General features: G+C 60.4%; 26 protein-coding genes and 1 tRNA gene. 14 read left to right on the top strand and 13 right to left on the bottom strand.

The genetic code is table 11. From position 1 onward, the window contains the following. From PHP59_RS01220 to PHP59_RS01185, 8 genes are all read right to left on the bottom strand, one after another. Positions 1-453 (bottom strand): 30S ribosomal protein S13, encoded by a 453-nt coding sequence (locus PHP59_RS01220; RefSeq protein ID WP_300162360.1) that lies wholly within the window; start codon positions 451-453, stop codon positions 1-3. A gap of 29 nt (positions 454-482) precedes the next feature. Continuing rightward, positions 483-567 (bottom strand) — tRNA-Ser (locus tag PHP59_RS01215). A 96-nt stretch (positions 568-663) separates the two neighbouring features. Then, on the bottom strand, positions 664-1,638 hold the full coding sequence (locus PHP59_RS01210) for a deoxyhypusine synthase (RefSeq protein WP_300162357.1): 975 nt from the start codon (positions 1,636-1,638) through the stop codon (positions 664-666). A 1,173-nt stretch (positions 1,639-2,811) separates the two neighbouring features. After that, positions 2,812-3,600 (bottom strand): CBS domain-containing protein, encoded by a 789-nt coding sequence (locus PHP59_RS01205; RefSeq protein WP_300162354.1) that lies wholly within the window; start codon positions 3,598-3,600, stop codon positions 2,812-2,814. After that, complete coding sequence (locus PHP59_RS01200) at positions 3,597-4,436, bottom strand: CBS domain-containing protein (RefSeq protein ID WP_300162351.1); 840 nt, start codon at positions 4,434-4,436, stop codon at positions 3,597-3,599. Before PHP59_RS01200 ends, PHP59_RS01205 begins: the two co-directional genes overlap by 4 nt. A 6-nt stretch (positions 4,437-4,442) precedes the next feature. Beyond that, positions 4,443-5,384, bottom strand: coding sequence for a CBS domain-containing protein (locus PHP59_RS01195; protein ID WP_300162348.1), 942 nt, complete (start codon positions 5,382-5,384; stop codon positions 4,443-4,445). Between the two features lie 4 nt (positions 5,385-5,388). Then, entirely contained in the window at positions 5,389-6,147 is a 759-nt protein-coding gene (locus PHP59_RS01190) for a CBS domain-containing protein (RefSeq protein WP_300162345.1), read from the bottom strand. After that, positions 6,144-6,707, bottom strand: coding sequence for a CBS domain-containing protein (locus tag PHP59_RS01185; protein ID WP_300162341.1), 564 nt, complete (start codon positions 6,705-6,707; stop codon positions 6,144-6,146). The genes PHP59_RS01190 and PHP59_RS01185 overlap by 4 nt, the downstream gene beginning before the upstream one ends. Positions 6,708-6,912: 205 nt before the next feature. On the opposite strand from PHP59_RS01185, the gene PHP59_RS01180 reads away from it, so the two are divergent. From PHP59_RS01180 to PHP59_RS01165, 4 genes are all read left to right on the top strand, one after another. Next, on the top strand, positions 6,913-7,554 hold the full coding sequence (locus tag PHP59_RS01180; protein WP_300162338.1) for an Era-like GTP-binding protein: 642 nt from the start codon (positions 6,913-6,915) through the stop codon (positions 7,552-7,554). Positions 7,555-7,559: 5 nt separating this feature from the next. Then, positions 7,560-7,931, top strand: coding sequence for a DUF2073 domain-containing protein (locus PHP59_RS01175; protein WP_300162437.1), 372 nt, complete (start codon positions 7,560-7,562; stop codon positions 7,929-7,931). Between the two features lie 6 nt (positions 7,932-7,937). After that, a complete protein-coding gene (locus tag PHP59_RS01170; protein WP_300162335.1) occupies positions 7,938-8,342 on the top strand; it encodes a Zn-ribbon domain-containing protein in 405 nt (134 codons plus the stop codon). A gap of 184 nt (positions 8,343-8,526) precedes the next feature. Beyond that, on the top strand, positions 8,527-9,651 hold the full coding sequence (locus tag PHP59_RS01165; protein ID WP_300162332.1) for a KamA family radical SAM protein: 1,125 nt from the start codon (positions 8,527-8,529) through the stop codon (positions 9,649-9,651). Positions 9,652-9,841: 190 nt separating this feature from the next. Here the strand turns inward: PHP59_RS01165 and PHP59_RS01160 are convergent, their stop codons facing one another. The 3 genes from PHP59_RS01160 to PHP59_RS01150 all read right to left on the bottom strand — a co-directional run bounded on the left by PHP59_RS01160 (position 9,842) and on the right by PHP59_RS01150 (position 13,515). Continuing rightward, complete coding sequence (locus PHP59_RS01160) at positions 9,842-11,440, bottom strand: PKD domain-containing protein (RefSeq protein WP_300162329.1); 1,599 nt, start codon at positions 11,438-11,440, stop codon at positions 9,842-9,844. Positions 11,441-11,505: 65 nt separating this feature from the next. Continuing rightward, positions 11,506-12,600, bottom strand: coding sequence for a type IV pilin (locus tag PHP59_RS01155; RefSeq protein WP_300162326.1), 1,095 nt, complete (start codon positions 12,598-12,600; stop codon positions 11,506-11,508). A 9-nt stretch (positions 12,601-12,609) separates the two neighbouring features. Further along, the gene (locus PHP59_RS01150) at positions 12,610-13,515 is read right to left on the bottom strand and encodes a hypothetical protein (RefSeq protein ID WP_300162324.1); all 906 of its coding nucleotides are present in this window, start codon (positions 13,513-13,515) and stop codon (positions 12,610-12,612) included. Positions 13,516-13,637: 122 nt separating this feature from the next. On the opposite strand from PHP59_RS01150, the gene PHP59_RS01145 reads away from it, so the two are divergent. Further along, the gene (locus tag PHP59_RS01145) at positions 13,638-14,639 is read left to right on the top strand and encodes a 4Fe-4S cluster-binding domain-containing protein (protein ID WP_300162319.1); all 1,002 of its coding nucleotides are present in this window, start codon (positions 13,638-13,640) and stop codon (positions 14,637-14,639) included. Further along, a complete protein-coding gene (uppS, locus tag PHP59_RS01140; RefSeq protein WP_300162434.1) occupies positions 14,636-15,400 on the top strand; it encodes a polyprenyl diphosphate synthase in 765 nt (254 codons plus the stop codon). Before PHP59_RS01145 ends, uppS begins: the two co-directional genes overlap by 4 nt. A gap of 1 nt (position 15,401) precedes the next feature. On the opposite strand, the gene PHP59_RS01135 is transcribed toward uppS, so the two are convergent. Both PHP59_RS01135 and polX read right to left on the bottom strand, forming a co-directional pair. After that, positions 15,402-15,998 carry an undecaprenyl diphosphate synthase family protein gene (locus PHP59_RS01135; protein WP_366943697.1) on the bottom strand — a complete coding sequence of 199 codons (597 nt, stop codon included), beginning with the start codon at positions 15,996-15,998 and terminating at the stop codon, positions 15,402-15,404. Continuing rightward, the gene (polX, locus tag PHP59_RS01130) at positions 15,989-17,668 is read right to left on the bottom strand and encodes a DNA polymerase/3'-5' exonuclease PolX (RefSeq protein WP_300162316.1); all 1,680 of its coding nucleotides are present in this window, start codon (positions 17,666-17,668) and stop codon (positions 15,989-15,991) included. The genes PHP59_RS01135 and polX overlap by 10 nt, the downstream gene beginning before the upstream one ends. 102 nt (positions 17,669-17,770) lie before the next feature. Between polX and PHP59_RS01125 the strand changes: the two genes are divergently transcribed. The 8 genes from PHP59_RS01125 to PHP59_RS01090 all read left to right on the top strand — a co-directional run bounded on the left by PHP59_RS01125 (position 17,771) and on the right by PHP59_RS01090 (position 25,134). After that, on the top strand, positions 17,771-18,406 hold the full coding sequence (locus tag PHP59_RS01125; RefSeq protein WP_300162314.1) for a metal-dependent transcriptional regulator: 636 nt from the start codon (positions 17,771-17,773) through the stop codon (positions 18,404-18,406). Continuing rightward, positions 18,403-20,253: a ferrous iron transport protein B gene (gene feoB, locus PHP59_RS01120; protein ID WP_300162312.1), complete on the top strand. Its 1,851-nt coding sequence runs from the start codon at positions 18,403-18,405 to the stop codon at positions 20,251-20,253. The genes PHP59_RS01125 and feoB overlap by 4 nt, the downstream gene beginning before the upstream one ends. Before the next feature lie 6 nt (positions 20,254-20,259). Continuing rightward, positions 20,260-20,958 (top strand): hypothetical protein, encoded by a 699-nt coding sequence (locus tag PHP59_RS01115; protein ID WP_300162309.1) that lies wholly within the window; start codon positions 20,260-20,262, stop codon positions 20,956-20,958. Continuing rightward, positions 20,955-22,130 (top strand): GTP-binding protein, encoded by a 1,176-nt coding sequence (locus tag PHP59_RS01110; RefSeq protein WP_300162306.1) that lies wholly within the window; start codon positions 20,955-20,957, stop codon positions 22,128-22,130. Before PHP59_RS01115 ends, PHP59_RS01110 begins: the two co-directional genes overlap by 4 nt. Before the next feature lie 62 nt (positions 22,131-22,192). Then, the gene (gene dph5, locus PHP59_RS01105) at positions 22,193-22,942 is read left to right on the top strand and encodes a diphthine synthase (protein WP_300162303.1); all 750 of its coding nucleotides are present in this window, start codon (positions 22,193-22,195) and stop codon (positions 22,940-22,942) included. Further along, positions 22,939-23,508 carry a DUF357 domain-containing protein gene (locus PHP59_RS01100; protein WP_300162299.1) on the top strand — a complete coding sequence of 190 codons (570 nt, stop codon included), beginning with the start codon at positions 22,939-22,941 and terminating at the stop codon, positions 23,506-23,508. Before dph5 ends, PHP59_RS01100 begins: the two co-directional genes overlap by 4 nt. 108 nt (positions 23,509-23,616) lie before the next feature. Continuing rightward, positions 23,617-24,642, top strand: coding sequence for a flippase-like domain-containing protein (locus PHP59_RS01095; protein ID WP_300162296.1), 1,026 nt, complete (start codon positions 23,617-23,619; stop codon positions 24,640-24,642). A gap of 42 nt (positions 24,643-24,684) precedes the next feature. Further along, positions 24,685-25,134 (top strand): bifunctional nuclease family protein, encoded by a 450-nt coding sequence (locus PHP59_RS01090; RefSeq protein WP_300162293.1) that lies wholly within the window; start codon positions 24,685-24,687, stop codon positions 25,132-25,134. Positions 25,135-26,145 lie beyond the last annotated feature (1,011 nt).

Here is a 26,145-nt window from a genome sequence, read left to right as displayed (position 1 = left end):
TCAGTCCTTCTTTCTCTTTACGCCGACGGTCGTGCCTGTCCTTCCGGTGGACTTGGTGCGCTGGCCCCTGACCTTCTGGCCGGTCTCGTGGCGGATACCGCTGTAACTGCGGATCTTGCGCATCGTGTTGATGTCTTCCTCAAGCGTCAGGTCGACCTCGCTTGCAAGGAGGTGCCGGGGCTTGCCGGAGAGTACATCGATGGGCCGGTTCAGCATCCACGAGGGGACGCTTTCCGCGAATTCTTCGACTGCTGTACGGAGCTTCTCAACGTCCTCGTCCGACATCTTGCCGAGAAGGGCGTGCGAGTCGACCTGTGCCTTGTTGACAATATAGGTCGCGGCATGCCTCCCGACTCCCTTGATGCCGGTGAGTGCGATGAGGGCCATTTTTGTGCCGTCGAGATCAGTGTCTCTGATCCTGACGAAGTACTTTATTTCTTCTTCCTGATCCATCCAATCGCCTCAATTAGATGTGGTCAAAGCGCTGAGGGAGGGATTTGAACCCTCGAGTCCCAGGGGGACACAGGTTTAGCAAACCTGCGCCATACCAGGCTTGGCTACCTCAACTTGTCAATGTCGCATCCGTGGATACTCGCAACGCACAGCGCTGCTCCATGAATGATGTTCAGTTATATTAGGTTGAGAGAGTAATAAGGGTTGTGGTCAGCCCCGGGGGGCGTATGGCCGCACAAGGCCGCTGCCGATAAGGGCGGAAACGGCGATCGGGATTGCAATGGTGGCGTCGCAGAAGCACTGGACTCTCTTTGTCTCGGTTGACTCCTTCCCCCAGGAGATCGCCTCCTCGAAGGTGCACCCGGAGAGTCCGCCCCAGTGTGGGGCGTCGGTGGTGTACTGGACGGCGTAGGCGTGGCCGCCGAGGTCGCGGTCGTGCATGGAGGCGATCACCTGCGTCTGCTGGATGAAATTTTTCGGGACGCCGCCGCCGATATAGACGACTCCGGTCTTTTTTGACGTCTCGACGATCCGGGTGAGTTCGTCGGCGTCGGCGATCTGGTCGATGGCGATATCCACTCCTCTCCTCCTGGCGACGGTGAGGGCGATGCCGAGGGAGGAGTCGCCGAGGGCCGGGACGAAGACCGGCACTCCCATCTGCGTGCAGGTGGCGAGGATCGAGCGCCCGCCCGGGGCAACCTCCATGATGTGATGGCCGAGGCGGCTGAGGAAGTCGGCGGAGGAGGCATGGTAGGGGGCGAGTTCCGCGGCAAACTTCGCGACGCGCCGGTCGACGCTCCTGAACTCCTCTTCATAGGCGAAGACGTCGTAGATCCGGTCGATCCCCTGCCTGTACAGCGACTCGTCATCGACGTGATGGTGGCCGAGATAGTGGTTGATGCCGAGGTGTTCGGCGACGTCGTGGAAGATGTTGGCCCCTGTCGAGACGATGGCGTCGACGTACCTGTGCCTGACCAGTTCGATGAGGCATTCCTGCATGCCGGCAGGCACCATGGCGCCGGAGAGACCGAGAAGGATGGTGCAGTCGGGGTCCAGGATCATCTCTGACCAGACCCTGACAGACTCGCCGAGTTTTCTTCCCTGAAAACCGGATTCGCTCATTGCGGCAACAAGTGACGGTACATCTGTCGTCGGACAGACGGAACGGCGTGGGTTCATGTCCATGGCTGTTCTCCTGGGTTATAATCGGAATTCTATCTGATTAATCCATTGGTTTGGGTCAGATGGAGGAAAGAGGGGTGTATTCCTGATCTGGAGATGGAGGGATCGGGGGGTGGGGGGGATGGCAGGAGTATTCTCGACTCCCTTCGGTCGTCCCCCCCCCACATGAGGGTCGAGGGGAATGGCAATCTTCCTCATCATGATCTCCTCATCTTTCCTTCCCGACCCAATCCTGAGATGGCACATCTCTGTTCCGCTCCCCCTTGAAGTCCCTCACAGTCCGCCCCTGCGCGCCGCACCCGGGCCCCCCTATAAGATTCTCCTGTGGGGGGCCGTGGTTGGCGGCCGGTTGCCGTCGGCATCCCTGAGACGATCTTTTGCGTGCCGCATGTCCTGGATCGTATCCTGCTTTCTGGGGTTGGAGCCGGGGAAACGTCGGAGTGAGTCGAGAAGACCGTTGGTCTTTGAGGTAGTCCCCTGGAAGAGACACCCGTACACTGCCTTCCCCACAATCCAGGCCGGGGCAATTTTCTCGAACTCGCTCCGCTCGAATTTCGCTCAGGATGGATGGGATGCGGCAATCTCCCTCTTCAGGATGTCTCGTTCGCTCTTCCCGACCCTATCCCAAATGGGGGTCTGGGGGGCGAACGGAGTGAGTTGAGAAAATCTTTGATTTTCGAGAGATAGCCCCCGGCGCAAAGGTGTGGGAAGGCGTGGTGATCAGGCGTGCCACCCTCATCGTAGAATCTTTTCTGTAATCTCGCACCGGGGGGTTGTACCCCCCGGACCCCCCACGGTGAGGATAGGCCGGGGCGGCAATGAAGTGGTGGCCTGCTCCGAAGAGGGAACAAGGATCCGCTCACCAGAGACCAACAAGAATTTTCATCCCGTATGCTTGAGCCCGGTGTTCATGTTGGACTCTACAGAGCCCGATTTTCCGTCTTCTCATGCTCGCTATCGCTCGCACAGCGAAGACCTGATGGTCTTCTTGACTCCTTTCGGTCGTCCCTGCTCAGGATAGGTGGGGATATGGCAATCTCCCCCTCGGGATCACCTGTCTGCTCTTCCCCGGGACCAATCATAGGTCGGGGATCCGCGCCCCCCTCCCCACGACCATGGGGAGACATCACCCTCGGTATAGGGATTTCAACAGAGCAAAAAAAGTGGAAATGAGGTTCAGAGTGCCTGGATCAGGGATGTGCGGGTCACGATACCTGCAATGTGGCCGTTTCCGTCGGTGATGGGCAGGGAACTGATCTTTTTGGCGAGCATCGTGTCGATCACCTTGCCGACCGGCATGCTGGCGTTCACTGAGATGAGGGGTGCGGACATGATGTCGCGGACAAGCAGGTTCCGGATCCGGTGGTCCTGGTACTTCCCCTCCACGACCTCCCTGAAGGCGACCATCGCGCGGGCGACGTCGGTCTCGGTGACGATCCCGATCGGCGCTCCATTCTCGTCGGTGACGAGGAACCGGGCAATATCCTCGTCCATCATCCGGCGGCGGAGGTGGACGACCCGCTCCTCGACATTGATGGTGGAGGCCGGCTCCAGGATCTCCTTCACCTGTTTCGAGGGCTGCACCACCTTCAGCAGGTCGCCGTAACTGACCTGGCCGATGAGTTTGTGGTCTTCGTCAAAGACTACGACGATCTTTGCGTGCTGCAGGAGGGTGGGCAGGATCTCGATCCCCTGGTCGGGGTATGCCGCGGTAAACTCTCCCTCCACGGTGTTTGCGACATGGATCTTTGTCGGGGGGATGGTGGCATTCCTCTTCTTGCCGATCGTCTCGGCGATCGCCTGCCGGGAGATGGTGCCGACGACGGTCCCGTTGTCGGTAACGATCAGGGGGTCGATGTTCTCGTCAAGCATCTTGTCAAGGGCGTCAGTGATGGGCGCTGATTTCGCGATTGTTACCGGCTTTGCCATAATGTCCTTGATGTGGATGTACAGCTCTTCGCTCATTTTGCCACTTCCTGTAATATATTGTCCCTTTTCACGATCCCGAGGACCTCTGATCCTCGAACAATGACCACGCTGTTGATGCGGCGGTCGATCATCATCTGCACCGCGTCCGCGGCGCTTGTCTCAGGGGGTGCGGTCAGAACGGGGTGTGTCATCACGTCCTCGGCGACCGCGGAGGCCTCCTGGACATACCTGTATGCCTTTCTTCCACCAGATGCTTCTTTTCTCAGCATCTTTATATCTCTTTCCGGGATGCCGCCTGACTCGTCGCGGTAAATGAAGAACGCGAGGTTCGTTTCGGTAATGATCCCGGCGAGCGTCCCGTCATTGTTGACGGCGATGAGTTTTTCGTCCCTCTCTGAGAGGAGGTCGATGATATGGTCAAGGGAGTGGTAACGGCTCACCGTCACCGGGTTCTCCATAAGGTCGGAGAGCGGTGTCGTGAGCGAGCGTGCCGCGGCCGATCTGAGGATGTCCGATTTGGTGACGATGCCGATCACCTCACCGTCGTTCAGGACCGGGATGCCGCTGATGGACCGGTCGAGCATGAGGGCGGCGATCTCTCGCATGGGTGTGTCCGGGCCGACGGCTACAGGCTCTGGCGTCATCAGGACAGATATCGGAATGCGGTCAATCGGCCGTCTCCGCCAGATCGGTTCGGTCTGCCTGAGGCGGTAGGCGATGTCCTTTTTCGTGAAGATGCCGGCGAGTTTCCCGCCGTCCATCACCAGCACGCGGGAGATCCTGTGTTTGATCATCTGGTTTCTCGCATAGGCGACGGTATCCTCGGGCGAAACCACCCTGACCGGGGACGACATCACATCCTCTGCCTTCATCTCCTTTCACTCCTCATAAAATGCTTTCACAAGGTCGAATTCGGTTATCAGGCCGATCAACTTCCCTTCCTCGATGACCGGAAGGGCGCCGACCCCCTTCTGCAGCATCTTCAGCGCTGCATCATTGATGTTCGTGTTCGGGGTCGTGGTATACAACTCCGCCCCGGTGAGGGTGCGCACAGGCAGACCCATCACCTCGGCCACGTTGCCGGTCGAGAGGCGGGTAAAGATCTCCCCTGACCCGAGGTACTTCATGATGTCGGACGCCGAGATGATCCCGAAGAGCACGTCGTCCGAGACCAGGGGCAGGCGCCTGAAACCGTGGGCGATCATCTCTCTCGTGACCGACCCGATGGGAGTGTCGGGGCCGGTCACTCTGAGGCCCGTGCTCATGACCCCCTCCACGGTCACGTCCGTGTCCTCGGTGGCGAGGGCCTTCATCACGTCCCTCTCGGTGACAATCCCGGCGAGGGCCTCCTCCTCGTCCACGATCGGGAGGCCGCCGATCTTCTTCGTGACGATGATCTCGGCGGCCCCGGCGATCGTGGCGGTATGCGGCATTGTCGTCACCCGCTGTGTCATGACCTCCCGCACACTCTCATTGATCGCCGAAAGCAGGTTGCCGCTGTGCTTGACCCGTACAAGGTTGAAGCGGTCGCCGCCGCCGAGGAAGTCGATGATGTCCCGTGCGGTCACGATGCCGCGAAGACGGTGCGTGCCTGCATCGGTGATTGGAAGACGGCGGAAACCATAGGCCGTCATCGTCTCCACAGCACCGATGATGGTCATCGTCTGGGGGACCGAGATGACGCCACGGGTTGCAATCCCCATCACCTCGCCCTCGCTCCCGGCGATCCGTGATTTGAACTCGATCGGGCCGCGGTCGAGTTTGCCGGGCATTTTCAGCAGTCTGTCGCCCTGTTTCATCGTCTGATTATTCTTGTGCATAGCATCATTCCCTTGCAGAGAGACCATTCAGCACGCCATGCCGGTCGATCATGCCCACAAGAACATCACCGTCGAGGACCGGCATCTGGGAGAGATCATGTTCCACCATCCGTTCTGCCGCCGTCCTGATACTCTCGTCAGGCCCGATGGTGATCACGGGTGTGACCATCACGCTTTCGACCGGCACCTTTCCTCCGCTCTCCAGCGTCTTTCTCACCCTGCCGCTATTTAAGATATCTCTCCTTGAGATGATGCCGATGAGGTGCCGGCTCTTCATCACCGTGAAGGCGGCGATCCCTTCTTCGATCATCTTTGCATAGACCCTGCTGACCGGGTCGTCGGCCTCGCAGACTCCGGGGCTCCGGTGCATGTGATCGGCGACGGTGCCGCGGAGGTCTTCCCGCGTACAGAGGATCGGGAAGATCTCGGAGAGCAGGACCGCCCCGAGGACCTGCCCGTCGCTGTTCGTGATCACGGCCGAGTCGGATTTTTTCTCCCTGATTGCCCGTGCAACGACAATCAGCGAATCGTCGGGTTTCACCACCGCACCATCCCGGACAAAGCCCTCGATCTGGACGTCCGACTTGGTGGTGGTGACTTTCAGGGCATCGGTGATGTTGATATATCCGACATACCGCCCCTTCGTATCGGTGATCGCAATCTCGCGGAATGTGTCGTCCCGCAGGATCTGGCGTGCCCTGGTCATCGGATCCGCCGTGGTGAGCACCGGGACCCTGACTCTCACGTCGTCTGCCACCTTCATCTCAAGCGCTCCTCCTCCCTACAATCATTGCACAGCATCGTCCCGTCCATGGGGACCAGACTGTCACTCATCTTACCGCAACGGTCGCAGATGCCCATGGAATAATTTTCCTCCCGGTTGATGACGATCAGGTCTGACATAATCTCGTTGAGCTCGTTGGCGACGGATAGGAGGTCCCTGACCGTGACGATGCCGGTGACTTTGCCGTTCTCGACGACCGGGAGTCGTCTGACCCGGTGCCGTATCATCATCTGCGCAGCTTCCCCCACGGTTCTCTCAGAATCGATGGTGATGAGCGGCGTGCTCATGATCTCCCTGACATAGATGGAACTTGGCTTGAGGTCCTTTGCGACGACTTTGCAGTTCATGTCCTGTTCGGTGACGATCCCGATAGGGATGTTCCCTGAAAGAACGATGCAGCTGCCCACTTCGCTCCGGCACATGCGGGCTGCGGCCTTTGCGACCGTGGCCTCTGCCTCGATAGTGGTGGGGCTGCCTCTCATTACTTCTTTCAGCGGAACCCGTGTTTCGACGTATATGGTGTCTCGTGCGTTAGCCATGAGTTCACCCCGGAGGGTCGCTGTTTTCTGGATGATTCCAGATACCACTACCTAGGAGATTCCCCTATAAAAGAATACTGGCGGGTATTTTCAAATTCGAACATATATTCGCCCGGGTGATATTCACCCAATATAGGGGGATATTTATACCGGGGTGGATAATCATCTAATGAGTAACTGAAAAGTCTTGAATAGGGGATGAAGCATGAATTTTCTTATTCGCGCAAAGCTGACGGTATCTAATTTATTCCATGCCTTCTTCCGCAAAAAGAAGTCAAAGATTGGAATTTATGGGCCCCCCAATGCTGGCAAGACCACGCTTGCCAACAGGATTGTACGCGACTGGACCGGTGATGCAATCGGTCCGGTGAGCGAGATCCCCCACGAGACCCGGCGGGCCCGGCGGAAGGAGAACATCACGATCTCCGGTTCGAACGGCAATTCGATCATGATCGACATCGTCGATACCCCCGGCGTCACCACGAAGATCGACTACAACGAGTTCCTCGAGTACGGTCTTGAGAAGGACGAAGCGATCATACGGGCGAGAGAGGCGACGGAAGGTGTTGCCGAAGCGATGCACTGGCTTCGGGACGATATCGACGGTGTCATCTACATGCTGGACTCGACGCTGGATCCCTTTATGCAGGTGAACATCATGATGATCGGGATCATCGAGAGCCGGAAACTCCCGGTTGTCATTGTCGCCAACAAGATCGACCTCCCCGACGCTGCGCCCCAGCGGATCAGGAGTGCCTTCCCGCAGCATCCGGTCGTTCCGATCTCCGGCATGGAGGGAGACAATATCGAGATGCTCTATGAAAAGATGGCTGAGACGTTCAGGTGATCAGGATGATTCAGGGAGTTCAGATCGATTTCCTCTCGGCTGAAAGGATGGACCGGCTGACCATGATGGAGAAGGTTCGGCTGATCCTTGACGATGTACGGGACGGAAACATCGTCGTCCTGGAGAAGGGGCTTGCTCCGGACGAGCAGAGCAAACTCATCGAAGTGACGATGATGGAGATCAGGCCTGATGGATTCTCCGGGATCGAACTTGAGACCTACCCGATGAAGGCGGGAGGAGATGGTTTCGGTGGTTTCTTCTCCAAACTTGTCGGCAAGAAGTCGGAGTCCAGGCTCACGGTTATCGGCCCGGCGAACCAGCTCAAGACGATCAAGAAGGATGAGAACCTGATCCGCGCCTGGGTTTCGTCACGGTGAGGTGGAATGCCCCATAAGTGTACCAAATGCGGAAGGGAGTTTGAAGACGGCTCAACCGAGATCCTGAGGGGCTGCCCGAGTTGCGGCGGGAAGAAGTTCCTCTATATCGGTGAGTCGAAGAGGCACGATGACGTGCTTGAGGGGAAGACGATCGAAGAGCTCGCCTCGGAGACCGATACAGAGGAGATTGAGGTCCCCGAGACGCCTTCCCCGCCCCGCAAGACAGAGGAGGTCCGGGACCGTATAGGCAGGTATGACCAGGTCGAGGCGATCCGTGTCCTTGAGCCCGGCACCTATGAACTGAATATCGAGAAACTGGCCCGGGACGAGGAGATGGTCGTCGGATTCGGCAAAGAAGGGAAGTACTTTGTCGACATCTTCTCTATGGGCAAACGCAAAAAGAAGCAATAAAAATATCATTTCTTACGGTTTTCCCGGGATCTATACTTTTTTATACGGTGGGGGCCATAGGATCAGTGCTCACTCAGTACGCGGCAGAGATGTCCTTGTACCGATATTTTTTGACGCCGCGTGATGCCCGGTTATGCATTGAACTCCTTTCTGGATCTGACCGGGACTGATAGAGGTGAACATCATGAAACCACAATACCTGACACGAGTTGACCAGATCGACGCGCTGAACACGGGTGAGAAGGCCACCCTCAGGAAGGTGGAAGAAAAGTTCGCTTTCCGCTCGAACGATTATTATCTCTCTTTGATCGACTGGGACGATCCCATGGACCCGATCCGCAGGATTGCGGTTCCAAGCCCGCTGGAGTGCGAGGAGACGGGAGTGCTCGACCCTTCGCAGGAGAAGAACTACACGGTTGCCCCGGGCCTCCAGCACAAGTACAGGGAGACGGCCCTCCTCCTGGTGTCTGATGTGTGCGGGACTTTCTGCCGTTTCTGCTTCAGGAAACGGCTGTTTATGGACCGGGGTGCGGAGGTGACGAGGGACGTGACCGAGGAGGTCGCCTATATCAGGGACCACCCTGAGATCACGAACGTGCTCCTGACAGGCGGCGACCCCCTGATCATGGCGACGTCGAAACTCGAACCGATCGTCAGGTCGGTGCGGGCGATCGACCATGTGGGGATCATCAGGATCGGGTCGAAGATGCCGGCTTTCAACCCGTATCGTATCCTGGACGACCCGTCCCTGCTGGAGATGATCGGGAAGTACTCGACCGACGAGAAGCGGATCTATATCATGGCCCAGTTCAACCACCCGCGGGAACTGACGCCGCAGGCGGTGGAGGCGCTCGCCCTCCTCCAGAAGGCCGGGGCGATTGTCGTGAACCAGACGCCTCTCCTGCGTGGGGTGAACGACGACCCGGACGTCCTTGCAGAACTGTTCCGGAAACTCTCGTTCATCGGGGTGCCGCCGTATTATGTCTTCCAGTGTCGCCCGACTCTCGGGAACGGGATGTTCCAGGTGCCGGTGGAGGAGGGGTACCAGATCTTCGAGGCTGCCAAAGGGCGGGTCTCGGGGCTCGCGAAGAGGGCACGGTTTGTGATGTCTCATGCGACCGGGAAGATCGAGATCGCGGGGCTGTCAGAGGGGTGCGCCTTCTTCAAGTACCACCAGGCTGCAGACCCGGCAAATATCGGGAAGTTCATAGCGTTCCGCCGGAACCCGTCGGCCCTCTGGTTCGAGGACTATACAGAGCCGGTGACGGACGTGCCGGTGCCGGCAGAGTTCATGGAAGTCTCGGGGTAAAAATAGGTGCGGGGATCGTTAGTTTAACCCCCGCTCTCTCCTTTCCTCCCGTACGATAGAATGTCCTCTCTTGAGAGGCCATATCTGGTGGTATGACCGTTGGAGCATGATGACTCCGGTCTCAGGTGGGGGTAGTTTGTGCACTGTCCACTCGTGTACATCAGATTGTGGTCCGGTGATCTCCATCTGATTAGAATGGATAATCATCCGGATTGCTGATGTATTCCTCGATATTCTTGAAGGTGACTGTCGTTCCTCCGCTCTTCACGAAGAACCCGTCGCGGGCAATGACGACGCCCTCCAGGGATGCACCTTCAAAGGTTACCTTCCCGTTGGGTGCGAAGAAGATGCCGGTAACGCCACTGCCTCCCTTTCCTGTTATGGTAATATCTCCGGTTTGTGCAATGATGATGACGTTCGTCACCGTGTCACTCCAGGATGTGGATGAGTACCTGTCGGCATAGATCTTCATATTGCTCGTCAGGGCCCCGCCTGAGACATACCCTCTTGCCGCATACCAGTCCGTGGGTTTTGTGGTTGGTATCTCCTGATCCGGCATATCGAGTTCTGGCACTGTTGTCTGATGGATGCATTTCACGAGTATGGCCGGGCTCATGGTGGGGGGATGCGACAGTGTGCCTGTGTAATAAATGCGGGCATCATTCGCAATCCATGGTGTCCAATCCAGTGTAAGGTCTCCATCGACGTACACATTCCCGTGTATTCTGGCGTCTTTGAGGAAGAAATCGCCGTCAACGTACACGTCGCCGTAGATATTTCTGCTCCCGCTTCTTAACGTGAAGTCTCCGTTGATGGAGATATTTCCTGGTTCTGTTGTCGATCCAAGGCTGGTACTCCCTCCGTCCAGGGTAACGTCGCCATCGATGTAGATGTTTGACACCGCAATGGAGGCGCCCTGATTGATGTCCCCTGTATCCAGCCCTCCTGTAATAACAACAGTTGCCCCTGGACCATTGACATTATTTCCGCTGAAACTGAGGACGTTGCCATAGACGAAGACATTATTGTCGATGATGAAATTGATAAAGGACTCATTGACGGTGATGTAATCCGTCTTTGTCCTGGTGTCGGACCCGCCGGAATTCGTCACGGTCAGGCTGACTGTGTAGGTGCCCGGGGCTGTGTAGGTGTGTGCCGGGTGCTGCTCTGTCGATGTCTCACCGTCGCCGAAGTCCCAGGCCCACGATGTTGGGCCACCGGTGGAGTGGTCGGTGAAGTGCACGGCGAGGGGTGCGATGCCTGTCGTCGGTTCGGCGGTGAAGTCGGCGGCCAGGGGCGTAGGCGTGGGTTCTGTCGTTGGTACGGCTGTCGGTTCGGTGGTCGGCGGCACCGGTGTCGTCGTCACTGTCGGCCTGGCGGCCGTGCCGTTTTCGTAGAGGAGCCATTCGGAACCGGTCCGGCCGACGCCATCGGCGACGATCATGATCTCTGCGGCTGGAGATACGCCTGGAAGAATGAGGGCCTGTCCGGTTCCCCATGTCGTCCAGTCATGAGACAGATCGCCCGACGCGTTGATAAGAATGGTGTTGCCTGACAAAGGGATGCCGTTGACGAGGACGGTGAAATGCCCTCTTTCGAGGGGGTCGCCGCCGTCGTGGTAGAGATAAAGATCCTCGCCTTCGGGCTCCACGTGCGCAAGCATCGCGGGGGCCTTGTCGCCCGGTGGGTTTGAAAGGAGCATGACCCCGACACCCGCCGCCGCTGTCACGAAGACGGCGATGAGGGCGACGATGGCGATCAGTTCGCTGGCGGCGGTGTCTTTCTGCATCGGTTTTCCCTCGTTTTCAGGGGCTCTGTTAAAATTCGTCACTGGATCCATGCTCCTGCCTGGGGTCAGAGAGGGGGGGTGTACTCCTCCGCCCCGCCATTATAGAAAACGGATTTGTCGGTATGGCTGATGCCGATGAGGTCGAGGTTCATCGCACCAAATGAGTCGGGTATGAGATGCGTGAGGACGATCTCTCTACTGTCCTTCCAGCCACCGATGACGATATCGTCGTCGACTACGAAGTATGTCCATTTATTCTTCGGCTCGACCGAGAGGACGAGGGTGGAGGCCAGGCTATCGTACTGGGTGATCCAGATCTTGTTGAAGTCGATCGCACCCTCTCCGAGCAACTCGTCATTGACCCTGACCCTGACGTCAGGGAACTCAAAGGAAGTGATCGATGTTGCGCCGATAAAGATGCGACCTTTCTGGTCGCGTATGGACGTGATTTTGACCTGATCGCCGGGGGAAAGGGCCCGGTACGTTTCGCCGACCTGGATGGAGGACCACAGGCCGGTGACCCTGAATGCAAAGGAACCTCCGCCCTTGATTACCCCGCCCTTCGGGTTCTCTGTGATCAGGGTGATGTCGTGGCCTGTTGCAGGGTGCGGCGTCGTCGGTAGTGTGGTCGGTATCGTGGTTGGGATTGTCGTCGGCGTCGCGGTCGGTATTGTTGTCTGTGTCACTGTCGGTACCACGCCCGACCCCCCTGCGTCCACCTGCCCCCCTGTGTCCGCCGTCTCTCTCTGGTAGGAGGGTTCTGCAATGACGACCTCCCCACCCCCGGTATCGACGGCCAAGACGATGACCCTCTCAGGGGTGCCGGGGCCAGTGTACGTGAGAACCTCGCCGATCGACCAGAGTTCGTCACTCCCGGTGAGGGTGAACGCGGCAGTCCGGTCCTCAAGTCCGGTGCCGGTATCAACATAGATCCGGTACTTCCCTCTGGTGAGGGGGTCGCCTCCTTCGTGAAAGAGGACAAAAGAACTGTTGTTGGAATGTCCCGCGACGATGCTTGCGTGCGGCACCTCTGCACCATGGGGCTGGGAGAAGAGTGTCGCCGCCACGACTGCCACCGCGAGCACCACGAGAGCGATCAGAAGGACGCTCCCGATGACCTCAGAGACGCCGTCCTCGTTCTGGTTTTGCAGGTCTGTCATCTTCGTGCCTCATTCGATCAGGGACGCTGCATTAAAGATCGTCACTGCATAATCCGCCGTCGGGACGCGGAGAGCGACGTCTGGGGTCGTGTCGGATTCCGGGCCGTCGACCTGGATAGACACAGTGCCTCCGGCGTCGGTGCTGACTGTGTACCACGTCGCAGGGACGCCGCTGTTTCTGGCCGCCTCACGGAAGACGTGCTTAAGGGCCTGTGCCTTCCCGGCATCCCCGGTCTCAATTGCGATCGTCACATACTCGTATACCCCGTCAAGGCCGTACGACGGCATGTCTCGCAGCCGCGATTCGATCCGCACAGGCCCCGACCCGGCAAGGAGGGCCGAACCGGTGATGTTCACCGGGGCGAACGTCACGGAGGCCGAGGTATTCTTGATGTTGTAGATCGAGAGGGGGGGGGCCACCCGGACGGTCGTTCCCCCGTCCTGCGTCAGAAATACCGCGCCCATCTGGTAGGTCCAGGTCTGGTCGATCCAGTAGTTATTCCCCGAGACGTACTGTACCAGGCCGAGGGGGATCTTCACGCCGTCGGGTTTGTCACTGGTGGCGATCGTGACAGTCCCTGCGTCAGACCTGACCTCAACCGCACCCGACGACCCCACTGGAGTGAGGATGGGAAAGGAGAACGCCCCTCCTTCCGTCGCCGCCGCGCCGGTCCCGAGGTCGAAGGCCGTCGAGAGGGTGACACCGGTCTGTTTATTTATCCAGAGGGAGTCGAGTGCGATCTTGTAGTCGGTGAACCTGTCCTTCACCATGTTCATATGCGTGATCTCGTTCTCCCGCCCCTCTGCCGGCACCGCATAGAGCTGGTAAACCGAGAGCGCAAGCACGAGGACGCCGAGAAGGAGCACAAAGCCGACGACCTCCGAGAGGGCGTCCTCGTCCTGGGGGGAATGCATGGATCGCGTTTTTCCGGAGAGAGTATATATGCCTTTCAGAACAGTGCACCTACCTCGTGGGATAGCGTTAAGATTGCACGCGGTCACATATATGCTCCATCTGATCTCTGGAGACTATTGATATGATCGAACCTGACGACCGGATGCCACGTCTTGCCGACGGCTGCGTCCTCTGCTATGAAGGGGCCAAGATGGTCCTTTTCGTGACCGGGCGGTGCGGCAGGAACTGCTGGTACTGCCCCCTCTCAGACACGCGCCGGAATCTGGATGTCGTCTATGCGAACGACCGTTTGGTCGGGCGCCTCGACGACATCATCGAAGAGGCCGAGATGATGAGCGCGCTCGGTACCGGCGTCACCGGCGGCGAACCCTTCCTGGTCCTCGACGACGTCGTCAGGTACTGTCGTCTCCTCAAGGAGCACTTCGGGCCCGACCACCATATCCACCTCTATACTGGTATCGCCCCCAAAAAAGCGCAGCTCGAACCCCTCTGCGGGCTTGTGGACGAGGTCCGCCTCCACCCGCCGCAGGAGGCCTGGGCCGGGATCCTGAAAAGCCCGTACGCCGCCTCGGTGCGGACCGCCCGTGACCTCGGCTTTTCCATCGGGATCGAGGTCCCGTCCCTCCCTGGCCTCGAAGCCCTCGCAGCGATCCTGCCTGAACTCGACTTCCTCAATATCAATGAACTGGAGTGGAGCGAGACGAACGCCGATGCCATGCGCGAGCGGAACCTCGACCTGGAGGACGGCCTCCACAATGCCGTCGGCGGTGCGGTGGCATGGGCCGCCCCTCTCCTCGGCGACGAGAAGGTCCACTTCTGCTCGTCGGCCTTCAAGGACTCGGTCCAGTTGCGGGAAAGGCTGAAGAGGATCGCGGAGAACACGGCCAGGCCCTTCGACGAGATCACCGACGACGGCACGATCGTCTATGGCGTTCTGGAAATCGAGGGCGGGGAGATCCCGCAGGCCCTCAAGGAAGATATTTATGATCTCGAAGTCTCCGGTACCCATGTGGAAATGGCCTGGTGGGTGCTTGCCGAACTCAGGGAACGCCTCCCCGGCAAGAAGGAGATCGTGGAGCGCTACCCGAATGGCGGTATCATCCTGGAGGTGACGCCACTCTGAGCCTGAGGGAGAGGGTCGAACCCCTGTACGAGCGCTATCTCCAGTGGCAGTGCGTCCAGATCCCCGGTCATATCGCCATCATCCAGGACGGCAACCGGAGGTACGCAAGGCTTCTCGGCCTGGACACCATCGAAGGCCATCGCGCGGGCGCCGGGGTGACCGAGAAGGTGCTCGAATGGGCGCGGGAGATCGGTGTCCGGACGATCACCCTGTACTCCTTCTCGACCGAGAACTTCAACCGCGACCGCGCCGAGGTGGAGTATCTCTTTTCCCTCTTCAAGGAGAAGTTCGCCTCCCTGAAAACCGACGAGCGCGTCCACACAAACCAGATCCGGGTCCAGATGATTGGCGACCGCTCGATGCTCCCGCCCGACCTCCTCCAGACTATCGAGGCTGCGGAAGAGGCGACGAGGAACTACAGCCGGTACTACCTGAATATCGCCCTCGCCTATGGCGGCAGGAACGAGATCGTCCATGCCGCGAGGAAGATCGCCGCCGGTGTGCAGGACGGGTGCATCTCCCCTGACGAGATCACCCCGCAGACCGTGGAGGGCAACCTTTATGACGGCATCCATCTCCCTCCCGTCGACCTCATCCTCAGGACAGGGAATGAACGCCGGACCTCGAACTTTCTCCCCTGGATGGCAAACGGCAACGAGTGTGCGGTCTATTTTTGCGCACCATACTGGCCTGTCTTCAGAAAGATCGACCTTTTGCGTGCGATCAGGGTGTACGACCAGAGGATGCGGGGTTCCCGGTAGGTCAGGTGCCGTAGCGTCTGGCCCGTGCCTGGAAGTCTCTCAGAGCCCTGAGAAAATCGATTTTCCTGAACCATTTCCAGTTCACGTCTGAGAAGAAAAATTCCGAGTAGACCGACTGCCAGATGAGAAAGTCGGTAAGGTGACTGCCGCCGGTCTTGATCACGAGGTCGGGGGCGCAGTGATAGGTGAGGTGGCGCTCGATCGTTTCCTCGTCGATCGCCTCCGGCGGGGTGCCCTCTTCCGCTATCTTCCTGATGCATTCGGCGATCTCCTCGCGCCCGCTCTTGCCCGCCGCGACGGTCACGCACATCCCCTCTCCACTCGTCTCGATCTGGTCGCCCACATGGAGGCGGAGGCAGGCGATCGTCGCGACCTTCCTGAGGGCCGGGAGATAGGGCACAATCTCGGAGGGGTCTTGTGTCGAGATATGGAAGGTGGCGCCGCCAAGCCCGATCTCACGGCACCACTCGCTCACCTCGAAGACCTTCTCCGGGGCCTCGACCATGTCCTCTCCGGTGATCATGAAACATACCTGGCCGGGGAGTTTTTCGAGGTCGCGGCGAAGGATCTGCTCGTACAGCCACCTGATCACCGGCACCGCCCCGGTAGATCGGCAGGCCGCCGGGTATTGAGGACGTCTCCGGCACCGCACCAGCCCCGGCGTGCGAGGGCGACGCCGTAGTGCATGTGGCCGAGTTCACCGGCAGAATGCGCATCTGTCCCGATTGCCAGTTTCACGCCTTTCTTTTTTGCCTGCCTGATATAAATATCATCGATATCCATGCGCGCCGGCGAGGCATTGATCTCAAGGGCGGTCCCTGTCGTCGCCGCCGCATCGATCACCCGTGCCATGTCGATCGCCATGGCCGGCCGCCTCCCGAGGAGCCGTGCGGTCGGGTGACCGATGATGTCCACCTGCTCGTGTTCCATCGCCGCGATCACCCGGCGGGTCAGGGTGTCGGCGTCCTGTCTGAAGGCCGAGTGGACCGAGGCGACGACAAGGTCGCAGTCGTCGAGGACGGCCGCCGGCAGGGCAAGCCTCCCGTCGGCGAGGATGTCCACCTCGACGCCCGAGAGGAGGATGCAGGCGGCGGTGTGGTTCACCCTCCTGATCGCATCCTGCTGTTTCTGCAGGCGTTCGGCATTGAGGCCGTGCGCAACCCCGAGGCTTGCCGAGTGGTCGGTGACCAGGACATGCCCGTATCCTCTTTCCTCGCCCGCGGCGGCGACCTCGTCGAGGCTCATGGTCCCGTCGCTCCAGTCTGAGTGGACATGGAGGTCGCCCCTGATATCGGCCTCGTCGACGAGGGAGGGGAGGGCGCCGCGGAGGGCGCACTCGACCTCGCCGCGGTCCTCCCGCAGTTCCGGCGGCACGGCCGCCATGCCGAGGGCCGCAAAGACCTCTTCCTCTGTCCGGTAGACAGATAGCCGCCCTGTCGCCATGTCTGTCAGGCCGTACTCGTTCAGACGCATCCCCTGTGTCCGGGCGATCTCGCGGAGGCGGATGTTGAAGGCCTTCGAACCGGTGAGGTAGAGGAGCATCGCCCCCTCCTCGCCGGTGCGGGCGTACCTGATGTCGGCCTGCCTCCCCCGCATCCGCAGGGAGGTCTTTTTCTCCCCTTCCTCGACGACACTCTCCGCGAGAGCCCGCAGAGCCAGGTTCGCGTGGCCGGGGGGTGCGGTGGTGACGATGTCGATGTCGCCGATCGTGGATCGGCCGCGGCGCAGGCTCCCGGCAACACGCGCCTCGCCGGGGAGGACGGCGAGGATCGCGGCGGCGATTGCACTGGCCTCGGCGACGGTCATCCTTTCCGCGCCCTTCCTGGCCTCCTCGACTGCTCGCAGGATCTCCTGTTCCTTCTTCTGCCCGAAACCCTTCAGTGCCCTGAGCCGGCGGTTCCGTGCCGCCGCCTCCAGGTCGTCGATCCCCTCGATGCCGAGGTCCCTCCAGAGGCGGCCGACCGTCTTTGGGCCGACGCCATGGAGAGTGAGGAGGGCGGTGAGGCCGGCCGGCGTCGCTGCAAGGAGGCGGTCCCTCTCAGGGCAGGTGCCGGTCGCGGCGATCGCCCGGATCTTTTCGGCGAGGGCCTTCCCGATGCCGGGGATCGTCTCCAGTTCCTCCCTGTCCATCGCCGCCACAGGGCGGTCGAGCATGCCGATGAGTTCGGCGGCCCTGGCATAGGCCCTGACTTTGTACGGGTTCTCGCCGTGGATATCCAGCAGTTGGCCGATCTCTTCGAGCACCGCGGCCACCTGTCGGTTCGCCATCGCCATGCATGAGGGTGGTCTCCTCCCTATATAGGGGTTGGCGGAGGTTCTGGTTCTGCAGGGAAGCAAATCCATAAAATCCCCGGCCCCTACAATGTATGTATGAGTTCTTCTGTCCGGGAAGACTGCCTTGAGGCGATCCTCACCCTATCCGGCAAAGGTTGCCGGCCTGTGAGCGAAGCCGGGATCGGGGGAGCGGTGGATGCCGACACCGCCGAGGTCGTGGCGGCACTCCGGACTCTCGTCGCCGACGAGGACATCGTCCTGCAGGACGGCGGTTACCTGCTCACCCCGCAGGGGAAGACGGCTGCGGAGATTGTGTTCAGGAAACACCGCGTCCTCGAGTGCTTCCTTTCCGAGATGCTCGGTATGGACACGGGTGCGGCCTCGAAGGAGGCATGTGTCCTCGAGCACGGCGTTTCCGACGAGACGATCGACCGTCTCTCGACATATATCCAGGACCCGGGTCGCCACAGGGCGATGCGGCGGGGGGCCGGGGCCGGTCGACACTCCAGGCACACGCTCCTTGATTTCGCCGAGGGGGACACCGTGGAGGTCACGATGATCCGGTGTATCGGCAAGAACCGTCGGCTCATCGACCTCGGCGTCATTCCCGGTGAAAAGATTGTTCTTCAGCGCAAACTCGGGAACAATGCCGTCGTCGTGACGGTGAAGGGTGCCGACATCGCTCTCTCGCCCGAGATTGCCTCGACGATCTTTGCGGAGAAAACGGCATGAAGTGTGCCCTTGTCGGGAACCCGAGCGTCGGCAAGTCGCTCATCTTCAACCAGCTCACCGGCCTCGGCGTCGAGGTCTCGAACTACCCGGGCACGACCGTGGAACTGCAGCAGGGGAAGCTCTGCTACCGGCGTTTCCCCCTGGAGGTCGTCGACCTGCCAGGGATCTATTCTCTTGACGGCGATTCGCAGGAAGAGGAGCTGGTGCGCTCGTACCTCGTCCATGAACCGCCCGACCGGGTGATCGCCGTCCTCGACGCCACCCGGATGGAGCGGAACCTCTACCTCCTCCTCCAGCTGGCCGAGTACGGGATCCCGACGGTCGTGGTCCTGAACATGATTGACGAGGCGATGGAGCAGGGTCTCTCCATTGACCGCGAGCGGCTTTCCGAACTGCTCGGTCTGCCGGTGATCGAGACCGCCGCCTCTCTCGGGCAGAACATCGACCGGATCGTGCCGGCGGCCGTGCATGACGCGGCCGTCTCCGGGCTGTCCGTGCCGTACACCCCTGAGATCGAGGCGGCCATGCGGAGCATGGAGAAAATGTACGGGGCGCCGCGCCTTCCTGCCCTTCAGGCCCTCCAGGGAATCGGACACGACGACGGCCTCCTCGAAGGGGCGCGGGCGATCGCCGCAGAGATCGAGTCGCGCAATCACATGGCACCCGGCCAGATCATCGCCGCCAACCGCCACCTCTGCGCCCGGCAGATCTGCGGCGAGGTGGTCGGGGCGCGGGAACCGGACCGCCGTTTTTCCCTGGACCGGCTACTCACGAAGTCCTTTCCCGGGATCCCGATCCTTTTTGCCGTCCTTCTCTCGATGCTCCTCGTGGTCTTTACCGCCGGATCGTTCATCGAGGGAGTGATCGTGGAGGCCTTCTCCGTCTTTTTGATCGAGCCCTTTTCGGCCCTCGCCCTCCCTCCCCTCCTTCACACCATCGGGATGGCGGCGCTCCTTGCCGTTGTCGCCGGCCTCGGGATCGCCTTTCCCTTCGTTTTCATCTACTATATCCTCCTCTCCATCGTCGAGGACTCAGGCTACCTGACGCGTGCGGCTTTCCTTGCCGACCGTGCGATGCACAGCCTCGGCCTTCACGGCGGCGCCATCATACCGATGGTGATGGCCTTCGGCTGCAATGTGCCCGCGGTGATGGCGGCCGGGCAGTTGCGGACGACGAGGGAGCGGACGATCGCCGCTTTCCTGATCACGATGGTCCCCTGCTCTGCACGGACAGTGATCATCACCGGGATCGTCGCCGCCTTTGTCGGCCTCGGTGCCGCGCTTTCGGTCTATTTCATCGTCCTTGCCCTCATCATCCTGACCGGCATCTTCCTTGCCCGTTCGATCCCCGGCGGTCAGTACGGTATGATCCTGGAGATGGCCCCGCTCAGGCGGCCCGACGCCGCGCTCGTCATCAAAAAGTCCTGGCAGCGGATCAAGGAGTTCCTCTTCATTGCCATGCCCCTGCTCCTTGCAGGGAGCGTCGTCCTTGGCGCCCTCGACTACTTCGGCTGGGTCGCCGCCTTCTCCGAGGCGGTCACCCCGATCTCCGAGGGCCTGTTCGGACTCCCGGCATCGGCCACGACCGCCCTGCTCTTCGGCATCCTCAGGAAGGAGATGGCCTTTGAGACCCTTGCCGTTCTCTCCGGGACCGCGGACCTTGCCTCGGTGATGAGCGCGGTCCAGCTCTATACTTTCGCCGTCATCAGCGTCCTCTTCGTCCCCTGCATCTCGACGATCGCCGTGCTCCTGAAGGAGATGGGTGCGAGGGTAACGGTCGCGGTCTCGGCCTACACGATTGCGATCGGATTTTTTGCCGGAGCACTCATACATCTGATCACAGGGTAAGTGGCGATGGACCGGATCTGTGCAGATGTCAGGGAGATAGATGGTCGGATCGGCGAGATCAGGTCGCCCTCCAATATTCTCCTCCTTGCTCCGCCATTTTCCGACGCCGAACGCCTCGCCTATGCCCTGGTGCGCCCGGCAGAGGCCGATTATACTGTCGTCATCTCCACAGACGAGGACGCACCGAGCGTCTGCACTGCCTTTGGCGAGGACGACGGGCGGGTCTGGGTCCTGGACTGCATCACGAAGAGTGTGGTCCCTGGCGCCACCGACACCGAACTGGTGAAGTACGTCGGCAGTCCGGCCGACCTGACAGGCATAGGGATCAAGTTCACGAAGATCCTGGACAGCGTCCAGAGGGCCGGGGATGCAGGGGACGCGGCGCCCGGTCAGGTGCGAGTCTGTGTCAACTCCCTCTCCAGCTTTCTGATCTATACGAAGCTCGAAGCGATCTATCGTTTCTTCCACATCTTCTCTGCCCGCATCAGGAGGATGAACGGCATCGGGGTCTATCTCCTCAATCCGGAATCTGTCGACGAGAAGACGGTCTCCACCCTGAAGCAACTGATGACCGGGATCATCGAGGTGGAGGCATGCGACGGCGACCCCGGGGTCCATGCCCTGCGCTACCAGGACCTCTCGGGCAGGGTCTCCCCTCAGGTGCGCTACCACTTTGAGGGCGACGACCTGGTGGTGGAGCCATGATCCCGATCGGTATCCCGGCGCTCGACGAACTGCTGGGCGGCGGCATGCCGGTTGGGGCCGGGGCGCTCGTCTCCCTTGCCCCTGGCGTTGAGGGGCAGCAGGTGCTGTACAGCGCCCTCAGGAGTGTGCATGACCTGGGCCGGCGCTGCCTTGTGATCGTCCCGTACACGACGGCAGGCGCGTATTGTGCCGACCTCTCGGGGACGCCCTATGCCCTCTCCTCGGAGGAAAACCTTGTCTTCCTCGATGCCTCCGTCTTCGACGCGATCCACGGGAGCAGGGCGGCCACTCCCCTTTCTGAGGCGGCGGCGTGGGATGACCTCGTCGCCTCCCTTGCCGCGGACTGCGGGATCGATACCGTCTTCCTCTACTGCAACCGGATCTGCGATGCCCTCGGGACTGAGGAGGCCCTCGCCCTCTTTGCCGGGGTGTGCCGCAGGCTCGGTCTGACCCTCTATGTGGAGTACCTCAACCTCTATGACCGTGACCACCTCGGGGCGCTTTCGGCCAACCTTCCCTTCGACCTGGTGCTCTCGGTAGGCGAGGGATTTGAGAATTTCCTTTTTTTGAACCACTTCAGGATAGAACACCTGGCCTGGGCCTGCGTCCCTGATATGCCCCTTCCCTTCGTGGTCAGGGACGACGGCTACTTCATCCCCTATCTCCCGAAGATCGTCGTCACCGGCCCGGTGGACGCGGGGAAGACCACATTCATCAGGACACTCTCGGAGACGTCGGTCTCGTCCGATCGGGTGGGTGTTTCCGGGTCACCGACGACGGTGGCGATGGACGTCGGCCATCCCCATGTCGCATGCCGGGGTTTTGACCTCACCCTGATGGGTACGCCCGGTCAGGAGCACTTCGGGCCGATCATCAGGCACCTGCTCACCAACGCGACCGGCATCGTCTTCATGGTTGACGGCACCAGCACGGCGTCTTTCGGCCGGGCGCGTGCGATCCTCGACGAGATCAGGGAGATGGGTGCGCCCTTCGTCGTGGCTGTGAACAAGGGGGATCTTCCTGAGAGGGTGCCTGACCGGGACCTGCGAGTGGCCCTCTCCCTCCCTGAGGAGACGCCGCTCCATTCCTTCTCGGCCCTGGACCCGGACGGGGCGATGGGCGTGCTCGACGCCCTGGTCTGTCTGATCACCCGGAGCACAGATCAGGCGTGAGGCCGCGTCTCCCTCCTCTCCACAAGATAGATGTGCCCTGTACCCCCCATGAGTGATGCACTATGCTGACATTTATCGGACTTGGCCTCTATGACGAGACCGACCTCTCCCTGAAGGGTCTGGAACGGATCAGGCTGGCTGATCATGTTTTTCTCGAACACTATACCTCGGTGCTGACCGGGGCGACGCCCGAGAAGATGGAAGCACTCTTCGGGAAGAAGGTGCGGTACCTGTACCGTGACGATGTCGAGGGACATCCGGAGTCTTTTCTTGCGCTGGCGAAGGACGAGGACGTCGCTTTCCTGACGGCCGGTGACCCGATGGTCTCGACCACTCACATCGACCTGCGGATCAGGGCGGCGGCGATGGGGGTCGAGACGGGGATCATCCACGGCGCCTCGATCGTGAGCGCGGTCTGCGGGCTGACCGGGCTTCAGAACTACAGGTTCGGCAAGTCCTGCTCCCTCCCGTTCCCGTACGGGAAGTGGGCACCGACGACGCCGATCGAGGTGATCGAGCACAATCTGGCAGAAAATCTCCACACCCTGGTGTACCTGGACATCCAGCCTGACCGGTACATGCGTGTCCCTGAGGCGGTGGCGATGCTGGAGAAGATGGCAGCGGACCGCGGCATCTCGGTCCCGCTGTATGTCGGCGTGGCGCGGGCCGGGTCGCCTGCGCCTGTCGTCGCGGCCGGTACGGCTGAGGCGCTTGCCGGCGTGGACTTCGGCGGCCCCCTCCATATCCTCGTCGTCCCGGGCGAACTCCACGTGATGGAGAGGGAATATCTCTCGGCCTTTGCTGGCTTATGACCTCTCCCTTCTCCGTTGATGCCCTGGAAGCGGCTCTCTGTGCGATTGTCCCTGCCGTTCCCCGGGAGTCGGCGCTTGGACGGGTCGAGGCCTGTGTCCTCAGAATGGCTGAGTCGTACCTCTCGGACGGGCGGGTCTTTGCGGCGCGGGGCGACCTCGTGAATGCCCATGCAAGTTTTGCCTACGCCTCTGGCTGGCTGGACGCCGGGGCATATCTCGGCCTGTACGGCGGGCGGACTGTCCCTTCCTCGTACGACTTTGCGGCATCGATCCCGCCGTCCCTTGCCGGCCACCTTGAGGAGAAGACTGCCCGGTACGAGCGTCTCCTCTCGCAGGCCCTCTCGTCTGTCGAACCGGCCCCCGACGCGGAGACCCCGATGTTCTCCGCCGCATGCCGGGTGCGTGAGGCAGGTCGGTCGGCCCTTGCAGAAGGGCAGGGCCATGCCAGGGGCGGGCGGCGTGCTGAGGCCCTTGGGTGGTATTCGTACGGGTACGGATGGCTTGATGCCGGGGTCCAGGCCGGCCTCTTTGCGATTACCGGCTCACGGGAGATATTCACAGTATGAATGCCCGTTTTGTGCCGTCAATCCTCAAAGGGTTTATAGTACCGTCCCGTAACGTTAGAGGAGCAAATACCGTACCCTGCTGATTTCGGGGGTGCTTGCGGAGGCCGGATGAAAAAGTCTCAGTGGAAGTGGCTCGGGGTATCCATTGCCTTCAGCACTATCGTGCTCATACTTGTCCTGTATTTTACGTTCGACGAGACCACGCTGGAGTATCTCGCACGGCTCAATCCTTTCTACCTTCTCCTTGCCCTGCTGGCCCATATCGTCGCACTCGGCTTCTGGGCTCTCCGGATGAAGGCGATGTCCCGGTCTCTCGGGTATGATGTCGGCTTTTTCCACTGTCTCAATGCGGTCTTTGCGAACCTCCTCATTGCGGCGATCACGCCCTCCCAGGCAGGAGGGGAACCGGTCAGGGTCCATGAACTCTACCGTGCCGGTGTGAGCCTCGGCGATGCCACGGCGGTCGTGATCATGGAACGGATTCTGGACGGCGTGGTCCTTGCGGCCATCAGCGTCGTCACGATGGTCCTTCTGGGCCAGCAGTGGCAGAGCCTCGGGGGCGGGAATTCGACGCTGGTCTATGCATCCTGGGTGATCATCGCCGCACTCGTCCTCCTCTTTGTCTACTCTGTCAGGAACCCGGAGGTGTTGAAGGGCTGGCTTCGGCGGATCTCGGTGTGGCTGGAGCAGAGGAAGTCGAGGAGGAACGTGGAGAAACTGAACCTCCTCCTTGAGCGGATCGATACCGAGGTCGATAACTTTCATAGCGGCCTGAGCAAGTTTGTCAACCACGGGAAGGCGGGCCTTGTCTGGGGAGCGGTTTTTACGGCCCTCTTCTGGATCGTTGAGTTTGGTATCGCCTCGATCATCCTTGTTGGCCTCGGGGAAAAGCCGTACCTGGTGGAGTCGTTCATCGCCCAGATCATCATCGCCCTTCTGATGATGATACCCCTGACGCCGGGCGGGTCCGGGATTGCCGAGGTGAGCGCCACCTCGATCTACGGGATATTCGTGAACTCGTCGATCGTCGGCGTTTTCGTCCTCCTCTGGCGGATGATCTTCTATTACTTCAATATCGCCGTCGGCCTCGCGGCGAGCATCGGCATCCTCAAGCGCGAGGTGGCCAGGCACTGACCTGCCACAACCCTTAACTCAGATGAGGATGTTCCCCTTCCTATGGGCACGATGGAGGTGCGGGTGAAGGGGGTCTTTCTGGCGACCGGAGCGGCCGGGGCTGTGCCGGCCGTCCTCCTCGCCCTTTCGGCGGGGAGGTCGATTCCCATCTATATCGGCCTGTGGGAGGCGATATCGATCAATAATGCCCTGAACCATGACGTCCTCCCGCGCCCGGGGACCCATGACCTCTTTGTCTCGATGCTGGAGTCCTTCGGCATCGGGGTGGTCAGGCTGCACATCGACGACCTGCGTGAGGGTATCTTCTATGCCCGCCTGATCTCGGCACGGAACGGTGCCGAGGAGAGTCTGGACTGCCGGCCGAGCGATGGGATCGCGATCGCCCTTCGGGCGGGAGCGCCGATCTCGGTCGAGGAGAGGGTGGCCACGGATGCAGGGATAGAAGAGGCCGATCTCCCGGGTTTTGTCGACCTTGCCACCTATCTCTCCTGAGGGAGAGATTTTTGAAAAATCGACTCTGTTGAATCGGGCATGAGTCGGGAGCACGCCTCAGGCATACCGCATGAAAATTGTTCTGAGGAGTTCGTCTGGTCAACGTGCCTTCCCGCACGCTTGCGCCGGGGGCGCTGCCCCCGGGCCCCCGGGATTACGATAGGACGGGGAAGGCAGAGGGCGAACCTTTTCTGAAGGTGGTTTTGTCCTCTCCATCTCCATCATGGGGTGCTCGTTGAGAGTCAAAACCTCATGAAAACCCGGAGAACGGATCTTCTGGATCATTTTCATGGTAAACCTTCATACTGGGGGTATCGCCAGAGTCCGGATCGGGACTATATCCAGCCCCGCTCCCTCCCCCTCCCCGACACCAGGGGGCCGGGAGTGGAAGAAACATTGCCCCCGATCATATCGGCGACCTGGGGGCGTTGAGTCCTGCCGGATTTCATCCTGTTCTGCCCACAGCCCCCGGTATGCCCGGATCGCCGGATCTCCCCGGTATGGCCCTGAATGAGAAGCGGGATCCCCTGTTCGGAGGCAGATCCGGGCGTATTTGGCCCGCCGTGTCCCGCGGGTCACACCCTCACGCTCTGACATGCAGGGGTCATGGAGATAGGACCCGGGGGATTTCTACAGACCTCAAAAATCGGCTTTGTAGAATCAGGCATGAGTCGGGAGCACACCTCAGGCATACCGCATGAAAATTGTTCTGAGGAGTTCGTCTGGTCAACGTGCCTTCCCGCACTGCCCCCGGACCCCCGGGATTATGATAGGGGGGGGAAGGCAGAGGGCGAACCTTTTCTGAAGGTGATTTTGTCCTCTCCATCTCCATCATGGGGTGCTCGTTGAGAGTCAAAACCTCATGAAAACCCGGAGAACTGATTTTCTGGATCATTTTCATGGTAAACCCTCATGTTCAGGTTGATGTTGCCCCCGAGAATTTCATTGAGTGGGTGTGGATCCACTGCCTTCCCCTACATCTGAACCGGGGGCTATCGCTCGAAAATCAAA

Origin of the sequence: Methanofollis sp. (genome assembly GCF_028702905.1) — an archaeon.
GTDB lineage: Archaea > Halobacteriota > Methanomicrobia > Methanomicrobiales > Methanofollaceae > Methanofollis.
The sequence above is the reverse complement of the archived record's forward strand: the minus strand, read 5'-3'. Positions and strand labels throughout refer to the sequence as shown.